A 17,088-nucleotide genomic window follows, 5' to 3' on the forward strand; every position below is an offset into this window, starting at 1 on the left:
CATACATTACCGCGTTTTCAGCATCTGAATTTGTGGATAGGAGGGCGTTTTCCATTGAGGGAGAGAAATTTCTTTGATTCGTCTACACACTCGCCGCCGTGTCACTGGTGCAGCTGCTTGCGACGATCCCGCGTCTCACCTTCGGCATGCCGTGCCAGGTCTTGTAAGCCGCTCTCGGAACTTGCCGCTCAAAGCCGCCCGGCTTCTACAGACTTCTTGAATGGAGCCAATCGACAGTGGTTGGCAGATGAAGTCAGGGCGAAAATAGCGTCATGGATTCACGCAAGCCCTCGCCCTTCCCTGCTCCCGTGACTTTTGATGCCAACCGCCTGCAGATACAGGATGTCCCTGAGTCCGCTCTTGCCCCCAAAGCGCATGAAGCCATCAAGGAACTGATGCATGAAGGCGAATCCAGCAATACGCGCAGCAGCTATCAAAGCGCCATGCGTTATTGGGCAGCCTGGCATTTGCTGCGCCTTGGTAAGCCCATGCAACTGCCGCTGCATGCTTCCACGGTGCTGCAATTCATCATCGACCATGCCCAGAGGCAGACCGGAACGGGCTTGCTCCATGAAATGCCGCCCGAAATCGATGAAGCCCTGGTTGCAGCCGGTTACAAGGGTAAAAAAGGGGCGCCTTCACACAGCACGCTGGTGCATCGCATGGCCGTGATGTCCAAGGCGCATCAGGTGCATGCCATGCCCAATCCCTGTCAGGACGGGGCAGTCAAGGAGCTGATGTCGCGCACGCGCAAGGCCTATGCAAGGCGCGGCGAGTTGCCGCAGAAAAAAGAGGCGCTGACGCGTGATGTACTGGAGGCGCTGCTGGCCAGCTGTGACGATAGCTTGCGCGGCCTGCGCGACCGGGCGCTGCTGCTGTTTGCCTGGGCCAGTGGTGGGCGTCGCCGCTCCGAAGTGGCCGGCGCCGATATGCGTTTCCTGCGCACTGTGGCTAATGGGGAATTCATCTACACCCTGAGCCATAGCAAGACCAACCAGAGCGGCACCGATGCCCCCGAGAATCACAAGCCCGTTACCGGCCGTGCAGCCATTGCCTTGAGAGCATGGCTGGACGCGGCAAGCATCACCGAAGGTCCTATCTTCAGGCGTATCCGCAAAGGCGGCCATGTGGCAGAGCCGCTGACTCCCGCTGCTGTGCGCAATATCGTTAAAGAACGCTGTGCGCTCGCTGGTGTGGAAGGAGACTTTTCGGCACACTCGCTGCGCTCAGGATTTGTGACCGAGGCCGGCAGACGCAATCTGCCGCTGGCTGACACCATGGCATTGACCGGGCACCATAGCGTGAACACCGTACTCGGCTACTTCCGCGCCGACTCGGCACTCAACAATCAGGCGGCGCGTATGCTGGACGAGGACTGATCAAGCCCCATCAACTGCAGCGCAGTCTGATGAATGGCAGATTGCGGATCGGCCAGTTGCAGCGGCAAATCAAAGTGGTTGGTAGCCGGCGCCTCCACCCATTGCCCCGGCAGACAACGCGCCTGCCACGCAGCCAGGTATTCGCGCGACTGGCGCTTGAATTCATGGCTTTCAAACTCGCCACAGCTCACGCGCAGCTGGCACTGACCATGCGTACTCGCATCGGGCAGCAGAAAGCGGGGGCTGTTGCGTATCGCGGCAGCATCGTCCAGCTGCATCCAGCCGTTGATATGGGTTGTCAGCAGCGGCTGCAGGTCGAACAGACCGCTCAAGGTCAATACCGATCGAGGCACGGCCTGCGCTGGCAGGTCATAGTCTTGCTGCCACCTCCTGGCCAGCAGCATGGCTGCCAGATGTCCACCGGCCGAGCTTCCGCAGACACAGATATTGCGGGCATCACCGCCGTAGATGGCGATATTGCGCACCACCCAGGCATAGGCCTGGCGCATCTGCTCGACGATATGATCCAGCGTGGCGGCCGGAGCCAGATCGTAGTCAGGCACCACGACAATAGCGCCCTCCCGTGTCAGCGCAGGTGCCATGAATGCCGAATCATTCTTGCTCAAGGCCTTCCAGTAGCCGCCGTGAATGAAGATGAAAACAGGCGCAGCTTGTGCTTTCACTGCCTGAGTTGTGGGCAGATAGATATCCAGAACATCCATAGCCCTGGGGCTGTAGCGCTGGTTGCGAACTGCGCCAGGCAATGCAAACGCGGCCTGGCTTTCCTGCGTGTAGCGGGCCAGATACGCAAGCGGATCCTGCACGCTGGCGCGGGCGTTGTATTGGCGGTCGTAGTAAGCAGTCGTGAGGACGGTCGAGATGGGAGTCATTTTTCTGCGCGGCTTTGGGCGTCGGGCGGCGATCATTCGCAGCGCGCAGCATAAGCCACGCTGCTAGCTCTCTGGAGCCTCGAAAGTGTCAACTGCACGAGCCTGCATCCTCCAATTAGACCTATGCGCCTGTCACTTAGACACATTAAATTACATTCATGCAACTGGAATCAGAGCGTTGGAGCAGGTGTTGAGAAAAGCAAAAGCGGGGGCTGGCTGTGCAGCCATGATGTGGGGGCTCTGCGCCCAGGCCGGCGGCCTTGATAGAACAGGCCAGGATCTCGGACCTTTATTTGAGAACGGCCGCTATCTTTCCGTAGAGACCTATACGGTTAGGCCCCGGATCCAGGGCACGGATGCCCTGGGCAAGTCCACCGGACAGGTCGCCGACGATTACACCCAATGGGGCTTTGCATACAAGCAGGATATGAATCCACGCACCTCGGTGCTGCTGATGTTGAGCAAGCCTTTTGGCCTCGACATCGCTTACAGCCCGCTGCAATCGCCTCTTTTTGGCGGCACGCAGGCCCGCGTGAGCAGCCACGAGCTCATGGGGGCGCTGCGCTACCGCTGGGACGAGCACTGGGCCGTGCATGGCGGTCTGCGTCTGCAGCGCACCGAAGGACATGTCGCCCTGGGGGGCATGGTATTTGGAGGGCTCAATGGATACCGGGTGGATTTCAGGCCCAGTACCGAGCCAGGCTACTTGCTGGGCATGAGCTATGAGCGCCCGGATATGGCTTTGCGCGTTGCTGCGACCTATTACTCGGCCATCAAGCACAAGATCGCGACCCGTGAAAACCTATGGCCGGGCGAAACAAGGACGGCATCGACTGCTCCGCAGAGCTTCAACCTCGATGTTCAGACGGGCATCGCGCCAGGTACCCTGCTCTTTGGACAGATCCGCTGGACCAACTGGTCGCAATTCCGGCTACACCCGCAGACCTTGGCGGCGATACTCCCAGGGCGCAGCCTGGCGGACATGGAGGACACAACCACCTACACGCTGGGTCTTGGGCAGAGGCTGGCGGCGAACTGGTCCGGCTTTGTCGCCGTGGCTTATGACAAGCGCAGCGACAAGGCCGCGCTGTCGCCATTGCGCCCCACCGATGGCCGCCTTGGCTACACGGTGGGGGTGAGCTATCAGCAAGGACAGTTCAAGCTCACGCCCTGGCTGAGCTACCAGCGTCTGGGCTCAATTGATATCTCCAGCGGCGGCACGACTCTGGCAAATTTTGATGCCGAGTCCGCCACGGCGTTCGGGATCAAGCTCGGCTATCAGTTCTGAGAGCAGTCGCAGCGTTCACGCTGCTGCAATCTGACAGCCGAAGCCTGAAGCGCTCAACTCAGCGCCGCAATCACGTCTGCCGGAGCCTGCACCAGCTCGATCAGCACGCCCTCGCCGGCAATCGGAAACTCGTCATTGCTCTTGGGGTGCAGGAAAGTGATGTCATAGCCTGCCGCTCCCTTGCGGATACCGCCAGGAGCAAATCGCACGCCATTGGCCGTCAGCCATTCCACGGCCTTGGGCAGGTCGTCGATCCATAGGCCGATATGGTTCAGCGGCGTGGCGTGCACGGCGGGCTTTTTCTCGATGTCCATGGGCTGCATGATGTCCACTTCCACCTTCATCGCGCCCCGCCCCATGGCCAGGATGTCCTCGTCCACGTTCTCGCGCTCGCTCTGGAAGGTGCCGGTCTGCTCCAGACCCAGCATGTCCACCCACAGCTTTTTCATGCGCTGTTTATCGGTGCCGCCGATGGCGACTTGCTGAATGCCCAGAACCTTGAAAGGACGATTGCTCATGAATGACTCCTTGATTGATAGCTTAAGACGCAATACTGATAAGCGCCAGAGCCGGTTTTTATTGAAATATCAGACCTCGCCCAGCAACCAGCTGCTGGCCATGGCAAAGTATTCGCGCAGCCAGGCATTGAAACGCGTGGCCAGAGGGGTTGGAGCCGCCACGGGATACACCTGAGGCAGGTCCTGCCGCTTTGCAATGTCCATGGCGCGCATCAGATGAAAGTCGCTGCTTACCATGGCCATGGGTGCATCCGCAGTCACGCCGCGCTCGGCCAGCAAGGGCCGGCTGAGCTTGAGGTTCAGCTCGGTGCTGGTGCTGAGCTTTTCCAGCACCAGCCGCTGCGCAGCAATACCGTGACGCTGCTGCAGATAGCGGGCCATGACCTCGGCCTCAGACTCTTTTTCGCCCCAATCGACACCGCCGCAAACGGCGACCAAGGCCTGGGGCTGCAGCTTGGCCAGTTGCGCCGCCTGATCCAGCCGCGCGGCCAGCACCGGCTTAGGGTGACCATCGAGTGTGGCACTACCCAACACCACGATGGATTGCACGGGCGGCACTTGCTGTGGCTCCAGACCCAGGCCGGACAGGCGGCTCCAGAACCAGAAAAGGCTGATCAGCCACAGCACCAGGCCGGCCCAGGCCAGCGACCAGAGCCTTGCATGCAGAGGCCTGGCTGCACGCCAATGCTGCACCGAGCGCCATTTCCAGCTCAGCCCAAAGGCCCCGGCTCCCAGCATGGCGGGCAGCACCACGCCCACATTGAAATGCCCCATGCCCATCAGTACCAGTGCATCGGCCAATAGCAGCGCTCCCAGCAAAGCCAGCAGTGCGCGCGCGCATCTGGCTGGGCGGGATATCGGGGTATCTGCTTTCAATGTCATAGCGGCTGGCTCATATTGGATAAGGGGTAGAGCCTATATTATTGAAAACTGCAAAGCCCGCAGAGCCCAAGCCCTGCGGGCTTTTGCTTCGGGGCCTGATCTGCAGCCCGGCCGCATGCCGGTGCCGGACCCAGGCCCCGAAAAGTGCTCATCACTCGAATTCCAGAATGATGTCGTCCACTGCCAGCGAGTCGCCCTTGGCGGCGCTGATCTTGCTGACCACACCGTCCTGGGCTGCGAACAAAATGTTCTCCATCTTCATGGCTTCGATGACGGCCAGCTTCTCGCCGGCTTGCACCTTCTGGCCGGGCTGCACGGCCACATCGACCAGCAGGCCTGGCATGGGCGAGAGCAGAAACTTGGACAGATCGGGTGGAGCCTTGTAAGGCATGAGCTTGTGCATCTCTGCGCCCTTGGGCGAGAGCACCAGCACATCGGCTTGCGTGCCGTTGTGGATGACGCGCAGTGCCAGCGGGTTCTTGCCGTTGCCGCGCTCGATCTGGCAGGTGAACGCCTTGCCGTTGCAGACGCCGCGCACCACCAGATCGCGAATGTCGGCATTGCTGCGGAACTCGTAGGCCTTGTCGCCGATCACGACCTTGCAAACGCGCGCCTGGGCATCGAAGTCGGTCACCTCGCCAGTCACATACTGGTTCTTGCCTTCAGCCCCCAGAACCACGGCGGTGTACTTCTCGCCCACCTGCACCTGGTGGCCTTGCATCTGGCCGGTGATGGTCGATGCACGCGCACGGTAGCGGCGATTGCGGAACAGGGCCAGAGCCACCAGGAAGTCGGGGTCATCGTGGGGCACGTCCTCGGCATGGAAGCCGTCGGCATAGTGCTGGGCGATGAAGCCGGTGTTGAACTTGCCCGAGACAAAGTCCGGGTGCGCCAGCAGGGCCGCCTGGAACGGGATGTTGGAGCTGATGCCGCGGATGGCAAAGCCGTTGAGCGCTTCACGGGCCTTGGCGATGGCGTCGTTGCGATCCTTGCCGTGCACGATGAGCTTGGCGATCATCGAGTCGTAGTACATGGGGATCTCGCCGCCGTCGTAGACGCCGGTATCCACTCGCACGCCGTTCAGATGCTCGGTGTCGGACTGCCACATGGTCTGCTCGGGCGGCGCAAAGCGAACCAGGCGGCCGGTCGAAGGCAGGAAGTTGCGGAACGGATCCTCGGCGTTGATACGGCACTCGATGGCCCAGCCGTCGCGCTTCACATCGGCCTGGGCAAAGGACAGTTTTTCGCCGGCGGCCACACGAATCATCTGCTCGACCAGATCGAGGCCGGTGATGCATTCGGTCACCGGGTGCTCCACCTGCAGACGGGTATTCATCTCCAGGAAGTAGAAGTCCTGGTCCTTGCCGACCACGAACTCCACGGTGCCGGCGCTCTGGTATTTGACGGCCTTGGCCAGGGCCACGGCCTGCTCGCCCATGGCCTTGCGGGTTTCGTCACTGATGAAAGGCGAAGGAGCTTCCTCGATCACCTTCTGGTGACGACGCTGGATCGAGCATTCGCGCTCGTTCAGGTAAACCACATTGCCGTGGCTGTCGCCCAGAATCTGGATTTCGATATGGCGGGGCTCCTGAACAAACTTCTCGATGAAGATACGGTCATCGCCAAAGCTGTTGCGCGCTTCGTTCTGGCAGGAGGCAAAACCTTCGAAGGCTTCCTTGTCGTTGAAGGCCACACGCAAACCCTTGCCGCCGCCACCTGCCGAAGCCTTGATCATCACCGGGTAGCCTATGCCCTTGGCGATTTCCACGGCCTGCTCGGGGCCGGCAATGGCGTCGTTGTAGCCAGGGATGGTGTTGACCTGGGCTTCGCCGGCCAGCTTCTTGGAAGCAATCTTGTCGCCCATGGCAGCAATGGAATGCGACTTGGGGCCGATGAAGGCAATGCCCTCTTCTTCGCAGCGCTTGGCAAAGCTCTCGTTTTCCGAGAGAAAACCGTAGCCGGGGTGCACTGCCTGTGCGCCGGTCTGCTTGCAGGCTTCAATGATTTTCTCGCCCAGCAGATAGGACTCGCGGCTGGGCGCAGGCCCCAGGCGAACGGCCTCGTCGGCCAGCTTGACATGGCGCGCGTCCTTGTCGGCGTCGGAATAGACCGCCACGGTCTGGATGCCCATCTTGCGCGCTGTGGCGATGACTCGGCACGCGATCTCGCCACGGTTGGCGATCAGAATCTTGGTAAACATGGATATATCTCCTGGTTCTTCTTGTTCTTACAGAGGGATGTTCCCGTGCTTGCGCCAGGGGTTGTCCAGCTGCTTGTTCTTGAGCATCTCCAGCGAGCGGCAGATGCGCTTGCGCGTCTCGTGCGGCTGGATCACATCGTCGATAAAGCCACGGGCGCCGGCCACAAAGGGGTTGGCAAAGCGTTCCTTGTATTCCGCTTCGCGCGCGGCCAGCTTCACCGGATCGTTCTTGTCTTCGCGGAAGATGATCTCCACCGCGCCCTTGGCACCCATCACGGCGATTTCGGCATGGGGCCAGGCCAGGTTCACGTCACCGCGCAAATGCTTGGAAGCCATCACGTCGTACGCGCCGCCATAGGCCTTGCGGGTGATGACGGTGATCTTCGGCACCGTGGCTTCGGCATACGCATACAGAAGCTTGGCGCCGTGCTTGATGATGCCGCCGTATTCCTGAGAGGTGCCGGGCATGAAACCGGGCACGTCGACAAAGGTGACCACGGGGATGTTGAAGGCATCGCAAAAGCGCACGAAGCGCGCAGCCTTGATGGAGGACTTGATATCCAGGCAGCCGGCCAGCACCAGGGGCTGATTGGCCACGACGCCCACAGTCTGACCGGCCATGCGGGCAAAGCCGATGATGATGTTCTTGGCGTACTCGGGCTGCAGCTCGAAGAAATCGCCATCGTCCACGGTCTTTAGGATTAGCTCCTTCATGTCGTAGGGCTTATTGGCGTTTTCAGGCACCAGCGTATCCAGCGACATGTCGGCGCGGCCCACGGGATCGGTGGTTTCGCGCACGGGAGCCTTTTCCTTGTTGTTCAAGGGCAGGTAGTTATAGAGGCGACGCAGCATCATCAGTGCTTCCACGTCGTTGTCGAAAGCCATGTCGGCCACGCCGCTCTTGGTGGTGTGGGTGATGGCTCCGCCCAGCTCTTCGGCCGTGACTTCCTCGTGCGTCACGGTCTTCACGACTTCGGGACCGGTCACGAACATGTAGGAGCTGTCCTTGACCATGAAGATGAAGTCGGTCATGGCCGGCGAGTACACGGCGCCGCCGGCGCTGGGGCCCATGATCATGGAGATCTGGGGCACCACGCCCGAGGCCAGCACATTCTTCTGGAACACATCGGCATAGCCGCCCAGAGAGGCAACGCCTTCCTGGATACGCGCACCGCCCGAATCGTTGAGGCCGATGACGGGCGCACCGACCTTCATGGCCTGGTCCATCACCTTGCAGATCTTCTCGGCATGGGTTTCGGACAGCGCACCGCCGAACACCGTGAAGTCCTGGCTGAACACAAAGACCAGACGGCCGTTGATCATGCCGTAGCCGGTGACCACGCCGTCGCCGGGGATCTTGGTGTTTTCCATGCCGAAGTCCGTGCAGCGGTGCTCCACGAACATGTCCCACTCTTCAAAAGTACCGTCGTCCAGCAGCAGCTCGATACGCTCGCGCGCCGTCAGCTTGCCTTTCTTGTGCTGCGCATCGATGCGCTTTTGTCCCCCACCCAACCGAGCGAGTTCTCGCTTGGCTTCCAGCTGCTTCAGGATATCGTCTTGCATGCTTGTCCTCTAACGTGATTTGGGTTGCTTGTCTCGCAATGGTGATGCTGCGATGCTATGGTAATTAGAGCTGCTAGCGCCTACTGCATTTGGGCTAGAAGCAGATTTCTTGCTGCGGTACTGGCGGCGATACGACCCGCAGCCACATCGTCCTGAAGGACGGGGAGCATGGCCTTGACCTGCGGATGCTGGCGAAACGCCTGTTTGAGACCGAAGTCGATGCGCTCCCACATCCAGGCCAGGGCCTGCTTCTCGCGGCGCAGGGCCAGGCGGCCGTTGGCGGTTTGCAGCTCCCTGAAGCTGCTGACTGCAGCCCAAAAGCCCTCCACCCCCTGCCCCAGCAAGGCACTGATCTGCAGCACCCGCGGCTGCCACAGCGCGCCGGTGCTGGCGTGATCGGGGTTGCCGTGCATGCCCAGCAGGCGCAGGCTCGATGTGATCTGGGCCTGGGCACGCGTGGCGGCATGGGGGTCGATGTCGGCCTTGTTGATGACCACCAGGTCGGCCAGCTCCATCACGCCCTTTTTGATAGCCTGCAGGTCGTCGCCCGCATTGGGCAGTTGCAGCACGCAGAACATGTCCGTCATGCCGTGCACGGCGATCTCGCTCTGGCCCACGCCCACGGTCTCGATGATGACCACGTCGTAACCGGCGGCTTCGCAGACCAGCATGGCCTCGCGCGTCTTTTCGGCCACACCGCCCAGCGTGCCGCTGCTGGGGCTGGGACGGATATAGGCCTCCAGCCGCATGGACAGTTGCTCCATGCGAGTCTTGTCGCCGAGGATGGAGCCGCCCGAGACGGTGCTGGACGGATCGATCGCCAGCACGGCCACACGCAGCCCCTTCTCTATCAGGAACAGGCCCAGGGCTTCGATGAAGGTGGATTTGCCGACGCCCGGCACGCCACTGATGCCAAGGCGAAATGCCTTGCCCGTGTGCGGCAACAGAGCGGTGAGCAGGCCGTCAGCCTGTTCACGGTGGTCGGCCCGGGAGGATTCAAGCAAGGTAATGGCCTTGGCCATGGCCCGGCGCTGCACGGCGGGATTGCCGTGCAGGATGCCGTCTTGCATTTGCTCAGGGGTCACGTTGCGATCGCCTTTGCTATCAATGCTTGCCGGCCGATCAGAGACCGTTGGCCTTCTTGATCTGCTCCAGCACATCCTTGGCGCTGGCAGGAATGGGGGTGCCGGGGCCGTAAACGCCCTTGACGCCCGCGTTGTAGAGGAAATCATAGTCCTGAGCGGGAATCACGCCGCCCACGAAGACGATGATGTCGTCCGCACCCTGCTTCTTGAGCTCGGCAATGATGGCCGGCACCAAGGTCTTGTGCCCGGCGGCCAGAGTGGAGACACCCACGGCGTGCACATCGTTCTCGATGGCCTGGCGAGCGCATTCTTCGGGTGTCTGGAACAGCGGCCCCATGTCCACGTCGAAACCCAGGTCGGCAAAAGCGGTCGCGACCACCTTGGCGCCGCGGTCGTGACCGTCCTGACCCAGCTTGGCGATCATCACGCGGGGACGGCGCCCCATGGCCTGCGAAGCGGTGTTGATTTCTTCCTTGAGCTTGTCCCAGCCTTCGGCCGAGTCATAAGCGGCAGCATACACACCGGTCACCTTCTGGGTATCGGCGCGGTGGCGGCCAAACGCCTTTTCCATCGCGTCGGAAACTTCACCTACAGTGGCACGCAGGCGCACGGCCTTGATGGACAGATCCAGCAGATTGCCCTCGCCGGACTCTGCCGCTGCCGTGATGGCGGCCAGCGCAGCTTCCACTTGGACAGCATCGCGCTTAGCCTTGATATTCTTGAGCCGCGCAATCTGGCTGTCACGCACCTTGACATTGTCCACTTCCAGAATGTCGACCGGGTCTTCCTTGGCCAGCTTGTACTTGTTGACGCCGACGATGACTTCCTTGCCCGAGTCGATACGCGCCTGCTTCTCGGCGGCGGCAGCCTCGATCTTGAGCTTGGCCCAGCCGCTATCCACCGCGGCAGTCATGCCGCCCATGGCATCGACCTCCTCGATGATTGCCCAGGCCTTGTCGGCCATTTCCTGGGTCAGTTTTTCCATCATGTAGGAGCCGGCCCAGGGGTCGATCACATTGGTGATATGGGTCTCTTCCTGAATGATCAGCTGCGTGTTGCGGGCAATACGGGCCGAGAACTCCGTGGGCAGGGCAATGGCCTCGTCCAGCGCATTGGTGTGCAGGGACTGGGTGCCGCCAAACACGGCCGCCATGGCTTCGATGGTGGTGCGAACCACGTTGTTGTAGGGGTCCTGCTCGGTCAGCGACCAACCCGAAGTCTGGCTATGGGTGCGCAGCATCAGGCTCTTGGGGTTCTTGGCGTCAAAGCCCTTCATGATGCGGCACCACAGCAGGCGCGCGGCACGCATCTTGGCCACTTCCAGGTAGAAATTCATGCCCACGGCCCAGAAGAAGGACAGACGGCCCGCAAAAGCGTCCACGTCCATGCCCTTGGCAATGGCTGTCTTCACATATTCCTTGCCGTCGGCCAGCGTGAAAGCCATCTCCAGCGCCTGGTTGGCACCGGCTTCCTGCATGTGGTAGCCCGAGATCGAGATCGAGTTGAACTTTGGCATGTTCTGGCTCGTGTACTCGATGATGTCGCCAATGATCTTCATCGACGGCTTGGGCGGATAGATATAGGTGTTGCGCACCATGAACTCTTTCAGAATATCGTTCTGAATCGTTCCGGCGAGCTGGTCCTGCGAGACACCCTGCTCTTCGGCGGCTACCACATAACCGGCCAGCACGGGCAGCACGGCGCCGTTCATGGTCATGGAAACGGACACCTTGTCCAGGGGGATCTCGTTGAAGAGGATCTTCATGTCCTCGACGGAGTCAATCGCCACACCGGCCTTGCCCACATCCCCCGTCACGCGTGGATGGTCAGAGTCGTAGCCACGGTGCGTAGCCAGGTCAAAAGCGACGGAAACGCCTTGACCGCCGGCAGCCAGGGCCTTGCGATAGAAGGCGTTGGATTCTTCGGCGGTGGAGAATCCGGCGTACTGGCGAATGGTCCAGGGCCGGCCTGCATACATGGTGGCCTGGGGGCCGCGGATATAAGGTGCGAATCCCGGCAGCGTGTTGGTAAAGGGCAGATCGGCAGTGTCTTCGGCCGTATAGAGCGGCTTGACGGTGATGCCGTCCGGCGTGACCCAGTTCAGGTTGTTGATGTCGCCACCGGGGGCCGCCTTGTTGGCGGCCTTGTTCCAGGCTTGCAGATCAGCGGGTGCAAATTCTTGTGGGTCCTGTGCCGGATTCTCTTGGCTCATGTTGTCTCTCGTATGCGGTGCGCGCAGTGAAGTTTGGAATTGCGGTGAACTACCTAGATGCGCCTAGTGTACATGATTCATAATTATGAATTCAAAATACTTGCAGCATATAATCTCGCGTAATGACAAGCAAAACACTTACTCCTCTTGCGCTATATGAGCAGGTCGCCGAGCAGTTGCGTCAACGCATCTTCCGGCGAGAGCTTGAGCCAGGAGCCTGGATCGACGAACTCAAGATTGCCGAGGAATACGGCATCAGCCGCACCCCCCTGCGCGAGGCACTGAAAGTACTGGCCGCTGAAGGCCTGGTGACCATGAAGCTGCGTCGAGGCGCTTACGTGACCGAGGTATCGCGCAAGGACATCTCCGACGTCTATCGATTGCTGAGTCTGCTGGAGGCAGATGCTGCGGCCGAGGTTGCCGGCAAGGCCACGGACGAGCAATTGCAGCGTCTGCAGCAGACCCACGAGGAGTTGAAGCGGAACACAGCCGACGCCGAGCGGTTTTTTGCGCTCAACGAGAGCTTTCACATGCAGATTCTCGATATTGCCGATAACCGCTGGCGTAACCAACTGGTGGCCGATTTGCGCAAGGTCATGAAGCTGAACCGTCACAAATCGCTGTTCAAACAAGGCCGTATTGAAGATTCCTTGGCAGAGCACGAAGCCATCATGCAAGCACTGCTGAAGCGCGATCCGAAAATTGCCATGAGCGCAGTGCAGCAGCATTTCTCAAATGGACTCGACGCTGCGATCTAAAAGATCCATGTTCGATCCGTTCTAGTATTTATCCTACAAATTTGAAATATTGGATTACCCACTTCATGCAATGCTTGTCAGGTAACTGAATGTGCTTTCAGTGTTACAGGACCATGATTCATGCTGGCGCAATTTTTCTGGAGCCCGTCTGCCGACGCTCACGTGCTAAAGGGTGAATATGACCCCTTCCTTGTGACCTTATCGCTGGCAGTTTGCTGGATTGCCTCTGGTCAAGCTTTGCGCCATGCTGCTTTTGCCAGACTGGCCACATCAAGGCAGTTGCGCAACTGGTCCATTGTGAGCGGGTCGCTGGCACTGGGCATAGGCATCTGGGCCATGCATTTCATCGGCATGCTCGCTTATTCGATGCATGCTGCAGTTCAGTATGATTTGCCGGTCACCGTCTTCTCGATCATTCCAGGTATCGCGGCATCAGCAGTGGCCCTTGCCTTGCTGGCTCACAATGAACTCAATCTCAGGCAATTGGCATTAGGTGGCTTGACGGTTGGTATCGGCATTGCTGCAATGCATTACAGCGGCATGGCAGCAATGCGCATGCCTGCCACGCACCAGTATTCACCACTCTGGTTTGCCATTTCTCTCATTGTTGGCGTAGCGCTGGCCACCTTGGCGCTCTGGATTCGTTTCGGGCTGGCACGCTTCAACCTCAAACAAGACCACTGGCGCAAAACACTGGCGGCCATCATCATGGGCGCCGCGATCTCAGGCATGCATTACACAGCCATGCTGGCGCTGCGAGTCACGGCCGAGCATGAAACGCATGACGCGGCATCATCGAACGATCGTTTGATTCTGGCGCTGACCATTGCCGTGATTACTCTGCTATTTGGCGGACTGATTGCACAGGCCAATGCCTTGATTCAGTACCGCAGTCGCTGGCAAAAAGTGGATATGAATGAAGCCCGACTGCAAGCTTTGGTGAATATGGCAGCAGATGGAATTATCTGCATCGATAATCGGGGATGCGTAACGGATTACAACCCAGCAGCTGAGGTCATATTCGGCTGGAGTCCAGATGAAGTATTGGGCCAGAACGTGAAAATGCTCATGCCCGCAGCGCTGTTCAACCAGCATGATCATTATCTGGAGCAGCATGAAGCCGGCCAGCGAAACAACGCGCCACCTCTGAAGAACAAGATTTCAGAGGTGCTTGGCCAGCACAAGGACGGTACGCTGATTCCCATGCGCCTGGCCTTGAGCCAAGCCGAGGCCCGGGGTCAGCGCATGTATGTAGGCCTTCTGACCGATCTCTCAGACCGCAAGCGAACCGAACGACAACTACATATAGCTGCCACGGTATTCAATCATTCCTTCGAAGGCATGGTGGTCCTTGATGCGAACCGGAAAATTGTAGACATCAACCCGGCCTTTGCACGTATCAGCGGCTTGAACCGCCAGGCAGCGAAGAACAAGGAGTTCTCCAGTCTTTTCATTCACGACGATGACAACACGGCTGTCCAGTGGTCGCAGATCTGGACGGAAATCGGTAAAAAAGGGCACTGGCAAGGCCTTCGCGTCATGCACCATGACGGGATCCGCCATCAGATTTCCCTGACAGCAGTACGCGACGAGCAGCAACGACTGCACCATTACATCGCCGTCTGCTATCAAAGTATCGATATCCCGCTTGGAGCCACAATCTGAGTCCTATATCGGCTGACGCTATCATTCGCGTAGCGGGAAATTGCCCGCTTCCTGAAGGCAAGCGCATGAACCAAGCAAGTGAAACCGATGTACTGGGTCTCCAAGCAGCGAAACAGCATTTGACTATCGAGCAAGTGCAAACCTTGCCAGAGCTTCTGGCCATGCGGGTTCGCTGCACGCCACTAGGCGAGGCTTACCGAGAGTTCGATGAAAGCACAGATGCCTGGAAAAGCCTGAGCTGGGCCGAAACAGCCGAACGTGTCGCTCTGTGGAGCCGCGCCTTATGTGCCTCGAATCTTCCTGTCGGCGCAAGGGTGGCAATCTTGCTGCCCAATGGCTTTGATGCAATGACCATCGACCAGGCCTGTCTGCGCTGTGGTTACGTGCCAGTTCCTCTGCATGCCATCGACAATGCCGGCAGCATTGCCTACATCCTGGCCGACTCGGGTGCTTGCTTGCTGGTCGTGGCCGACACCAAGGCCTGGCAGAGAATCTGTGCTACAGGTCAGGACCTACCGGGACTCCAGGCCGTTATTCACGCACAGCAAGGCCGTCCGATCGATTCGTCGAACGCTTACGTCGTACCTGTCGAGCAAGCAGAGCAGGACTCAGTCAAGGCCTTGCAGCGTAAGCCGGTCATTGTTTTGTCTGCCTGGCTTCAGGCTGGTCAGCGGCATGCCTCTGCCCTTCCCCTGCCACCAAAGAAAACGGAGTTGGCTGGCATTGTCTACACCTCCGGTACGACGGGAAAGCCCAAGGGCGTCATGCTCACTCACGACAACGTGGTCAGTGATTTACACGCGGTGATGCAGCGCGTGAAGGCATTTCCTGAGGACGTCTTTCTCTCGTTTCTGCCGCTCTCTCACACTTTCGAGCGAACTGCAGGCTACTACCTGGCCGTTGCTACCGGTTCCTGCGTCGCCTACGCACGCTCTGTTGCACAACTCGCACAGGATATGAAGCAGGTCAAGCCGACCGTACTGATCTCGGTGCCTCGCATCTATGAACGTGTTTATGCCAAGGTTCAAGAGTCGCTTGCTTCCAGCCCTTTCAAGCACAAGCTGTTCGACGCGGCAGTCAACAAAGGCTGGAAGAGCTTCTGCGCTCATCAAGGCATGCCCTTGGGCGAGCAACCGGAAGCCAAGGCGAGCTGGGCTTCTGCCTTGCCCGGCTGGCTTTTGCGCAAACTTGTCGCCCAGCCTCTGCTTGCGCAGTTTGGAGGCCGGCTTCGCGTCGCTGTGAGTGGCGGAGCCCCGCTGTCTCCGACAATTGCGCGCACTTTTCTGGGCCTGGGCCTGCCCATGGTGCAAGGCTATGGCATGACCGAAACCGCTCCTGTGGTCAGCGCCAACGGACTCGACGATAACTGGCCGGATACCGTTGGCCGTGTACTTCCGGGAATTGAGGTCCGAATTGGTGATGATCAGGAGTTGCAGGTGTCTGGCCCGGTAGTGATGCGCGGTTACTGGAATCGTCCGGAAGACACCGCCAAAGTCTTTACTGCCGATGGCTGGCTGAGAACCGGTGACCAGGCTTCAATCGAAAATGGCCGTATCCGAATCAAAGGCCGCATCAAGGAAATCATTGTTACATCAACGGGTGAGAAAGTGCCTCCCAATGATGTGGAGCAGGCCATCCTCGTCGATCCCCTGTTTGAGCAAGTGTTTGTGGTTGGCGAGGATCGTCCGTTCATCGCCTGCATTGCGGTTGTTGGTCAAGTGGAATGGGAAATGCTTGCCAGGAGTGTTGGACTGAACCCGAATGACGTATCCAGTCTGCAGCATGCAACGGCAGAGAGAGAAGCGCTGGCCCGAATAGAGAGGCAGACACGCAGTTTCGCCCGTTATGCGGTGCCCAGAGCCATCCACCTGGTCAGGGATAGTTGGAACATTGACAACGGCCTGATGACCCCTACCCTCAAGCTCAAGCGAAAGAACCTGATGGCCCACTACCAAGACGCGATCGAGCAGATGTACGTCAAGCCCATTGACAGCTGGAAGACAAAGACTCATTAATCGATCGAGAAGGGTTTAAGGAGCCCTTGAAAAATTCATGTAAGTTACATTAAAAACAGCTAATCAATTCAAATTCGGTTGCTAACTTCATATTCACCGACCTTCTCTCTTCTTCAGCCATTCGATAACGATGTCTGACACTTGCTTCTCATAGCCACGGTAATCATGCTTTGCTCCAGGAACCTCCACTTGCACAAAGTTCTCGGAAACGAGGGACTTGCGAAAAGATGCTGCTTTAGCATCCATTTCGTTGTCACCATACACATCGACAACTGGAAGCTTCACTTTTCTCAGATTTAGATTGGTGTTAACAGGTTCCTTGCCTCCCGCAGTCAATCCGACCCCGATGAAACCTACAACCGGCGCAGTGGGATTGTTTGCCAGAAAGCCAGTTGTCATGCGCCCTCCCATGCTGTGTCCCATCAAGTAGACGCGCTCCACTCCTTTCTGCATTTTCAGATATTCAATTGCAGATTGAATTCGCTGATAGGCCTCCGGAAACGAGGCGGCAAGCTCGGGCGAATCTGGCGAGTCTGCGCCAGGATCCGGCATCCGCTGTTGATTTCCACCCAGAAGTGACCCACTAGCCCCCTGTTTTTCCATCTCAATCTGACCCACGCATTAACCCTAGCC

At 59.0% G+C, this 17,088-nt stretch carries 13 protein-coding genes; 5 read left to right on the plus strand and 8 right to left on the minus strand.

Features of this window, described 5'->3' with window-relative positions:
• Positions 1-272 precede the first annotated feature (272 nt).
• Entirely contained in the window at positions 273-1,379 is a 1,107-nt protein-coding gene (locus tag JAO85_RS23685; protein WP_202789152.1) for a site-specific integrase, read from the plus strand.
• Here the strand turns inward: JAO85_RS23685 and JAO85_RS23690 are convergent.
• Complete coding sequence (locus JAO85_RS23690) at positions 1,349-2,269, minus strand: alpha/beta hydrolase (protein WP_202789153.1); 921 nt, start codon at positions 2,267-2,269, stop codon at positions 1,349-1,351. The genes JAO85_RS23685 and JAO85_RS23690 overlap by 31 nt on opposite strands.
• 187 nt (positions 2,270-2,456) lie before the next feature.
• On the opposite strand from JAO85_RS23690, the gene JAO85_RS23695 reads away from it, so the two are divergent.
• Positions 2,457-3,557 (plus strand): outer membrane protein transport protein, encoded by a 1,101-nt coding sequence (locus tag JAO85_RS23695; RefSeq protein ID WP_256630563.1) that lies wholly within the window; start codon positions 2,457-2,459, stop codon positions 3,555-3,557.
• Positions 3,558-3,610: 53 nt separating this feature from the next.
• On the opposite strand, the gene JAO85_RS23700 is transcribed toward JAO85_RS23695, so the two are convergent.
• From JAO85_RS23700 to scpA, 6 genes are all read right to left on the minus strand, one after another.
• On the minus strand, positions 3,611-4,075 hold the full coding sequence (locus JAO85_RS23700; RefSeq protein ID WP_039050986.1) for a VOC family protein: 465 nt from the start codon (positions 4,073-4,075) through the stop codon (positions 3,611-3,613).
• A 69-nt stretch (positions 4,076-4,144) separates the two neighbouring features.
• On the minus strand, positions 4,145-4,957 hold the full coding sequence (locus JAO85_RS23705) for a YdcF family protein (RefSeq protein WP_202789154.1): 813 nt from the start codon (positions 4,955-4,957) through the stop codon (positions 4,145-4,147).
• Between the two features lie 151 nt (positions 4,958-5,108).
• A complete protein-coding gene (locus JAO85_RS23710; protein ID WP_202789155.1) occupies positions 5,109-7,157 on the minus strand; it encodes an acetyl/propionyl/methylcrotonyl-CoA carboxylase subunit alpha in 2,049 nt (682 codons plus the stop codon).
• A gap of 27 nt (positions 7,158-7,184) precedes the next feature.
• A complete protein-coding gene (locus tag JAO85_RS23715; protein WP_003065036.1) occupies positions 7,185-8,720 on the minus strand; it encodes an acyl-CoA carboxylase subunit beta in 1,536 nt (511 codons plus the stop codon).
• An 80-nt stretch (positions 8,721-8,800) separates the two neighbouring features.
• Positions 8,801-9,805 carry a methylmalonyl Co-A mutase-associated GTPase MeaB gene (gene meaB, locus JAO85_RS23720; RefSeq protein ID WP_012838380.1) on the minus strand — a complete coding sequence of 335 codons (1,005 nt, stop codon included), beginning with the start codon at positions 9,803-9,805 and terminating at the stop codon, positions 8,801-8,803.
• A 37-nt stretch (positions 9,806-9,842) separates the two neighbouring features.
• Positions 9,843-12,017 carry a methylmalonyl-CoA mutase gene (gene scpA / locus JAO85_RS23725; protein ID WP_012838381.1) on the minus strand — a complete coding sequence of 725 codons (2,175 nt, stop codon included), beginning with the start codon at positions 12,015-12,017 and terminating at the stop codon, positions 9,843-9,845.
• Positions 12,018-12,139: 122 nt separating this feature from the next.
• Here scpA and JAO85_RS23730 point away from each other — a divergent pair, with 122 nt between their 5' ends.
• The 3 genes from JAO85_RS23730 (at position 12,140) to JAO85_RS23740 (ending at position 16,455) form a co-directional block, all read left to right on the plus strand.
• Positions 12,140-12,775 carry a GntR family transcriptional regulator gene (locus JAO85_RS23730; RefSeq protein ID WP_003065031.1) on the plus strand — a complete coding sequence of 212 codons (636 nt, stop codon included), beginning with the start codon at positions 12,140-12,142 and terminating at the stop codon, positions 12,773-12,775.
• Between the two features lie 120 nt (positions 12,776-12,895).
• Complete coding sequence (locus tag JAO85_RS23735) at positions 12,896-14,440, plus strand: MHYT domain-containing protein (protein WP_012838382.1); 1,545 nt, start codon at positions 12,896-12,898, stop codon at positions 14,438-14,440.
• A 65-nt stretch (positions 14,441-14,505) separates the two neighbouring features.
• Positions 14,506-16,455: a long-chain fatty acid--CoA ligase gene (locus JAO85_RS23740; RefSeq protein WP_202789156.1), complete on the plus strand. Its 1,950-nt coding sequence runs from the start codon at positions 14,506-14,508 to the stop codon at positions 16,453-16,455.
• 93 nt (positions 16,456-16,548) lie between these two features.
• On the opposite strand, the gene JAO85_RS23745 is transcribed toward JAO85_RS23740, so the two are convergent.
• Positions 16,549-17,073 carry an alpha/beta hydrolase gene (locus tag JAO85_RS23745; protein WP_370552220.1) on the minus strand — a complete coding sequence of 175 codons (525 nt, stop codon included), beginning with the start codon at positions 17,071-17,073 and terminating at the stop codon, positions 16,549-16,551.
• Positions 17,074-17,088: the final 15 nt, after the last annotated feature.

It is taken from the genome of Comamonas sp. NyZ500 (assembly GCF_016772095.1).
GTDB lineage: Bacteria > Pseudomonadota > Gammaproteobacteria > Burkholderiales > Burkholderiaceae_C > Comamonas > Comamonas thiooxydans.

What these genes read in the sequence shown, in the direction of transcription:
- JAO85_RS23700 (WP_039050986.1), bottom strand. Translation starts at nt 4,075, where the DNA reads ATGAGCAATCGTCCTTTCAAGGTTCTGGGCATTCAGCAAGTCGCCATC.
- JAO85_RS23705 (WP_202789154.1), bottom strand. Translation starts at nt 4,957, where the DNA reads ATGACATTGAAAGCAGATACCCCGATATCCCGCCCAGCCAGATGCGCG.
- JAO85_RS23685 (WP_202789152.1), top strand. Translation starts at nt 273, where the DNA reads ATGGATTCACGCAAGCCCTCGCCCTTCCCTGCTCCCGTGACTTTTGAT.
- scpA (WP_012838381.1), bottom strand. Translation starts at nt 12,017, where the DNA reads ATGAGCCAAGAGAATCCGGCACAGGACCCACAAGAATTTGCACCCGCT.
- JAO85_RS23730 (WP_003065031.1), top strand. Translation starts at nt 12,140, where the DNA reads ATGACAAGCAAAACACTTACTCCTCTTGCGCTATATGAGCAGGTCGCC.
- JAO85_RS23690 (WP_202789153.1), bottom strand. Translation starts at nt 2,269, where the DNA reads ATGACTCCCATCTCGACCGTCCTCACGACTGCTTACTACGACCGCCAA.
- JAO85_RS23735 (WP_012838382.1), top strand. Translation starts at nt 12,896, where the DNA reads ATGCTGGCGCAATTTTTCTGGAGCCCGTCTGCCGACGCTCACGTGCTA.
- JAO85_RS23710 (WP_202789155.1), bottom strand. Translation starts at nt 7,157, where the DNA reads ATGTTTACCAAGATTCTGATCGCCAACCGTGGCGAGATCGCGTGCCGA.
- JAO85_RS23715 (WP_003065036.1), bottom strand. Translation starts at nt 8,720, where the DNA reads ATGCAAGACGATATCCTGAAGCAGCTGGAAGCCAAGCGAGAACTCGCT.
- JAO85_RS23740 (WP_202789156.1), top strand. Translation starts at nt 14,506, where the DNA reads ATGAACCAAGCAAGTGAAACCGATGTACTGGGTCTCCAAGCAGCGAAA.